Annotated in this window: 1 protein-coding gene; it reads left to right on the forward strand. The window is 45.1% G+C overall.

Annotated features, from left to right (window positions below; genetic code table 11):
• Positions 1–288: hypothetical protein (locus tag ACO0K3_RS19485; protein ID WP_422987504.1), on the forward strand; the 288-nt coding region annotated here is incomplete at both ends.

The following is a 288-nucleotide window of genomic DNA, read 5'->3' on the forward strand; positions in this document are numbered from 1 at the left end:
GGCGGGAATGGGGGATGTTATTTTTGCGTCATTGTATGAACTGTTGAAACAACGAGGCGTTAAGTTTGAGTTCTTTCACCAACTGCAACAGCTCACCCCTGGGGCGGATGACAATGGCCAACACTGTGTTGCTACAGTGTTATTACAACAGCATAATATAAATTTAGAATCATTTTGGAGTGATTGGCCTGGGTGTTACGAAACGCATTTTGGCGCTTCGCTCCCCACTAAAACACTGCAGTTTAAGGAGGATTTTGATCGGCTGATACTGGGCGTTTCAGTTGCATC

This window comes from Undibacterium sp. Rencai35W (assembly GCF_049340185.1).
In the GTDB taxonomy this organism is placed as follows: domain Bacteria; phylum Pseudomonadota; class Gammaproteobacteria; order Burkholderiales; family Burkholderiaceae_D; genus Undibacterium.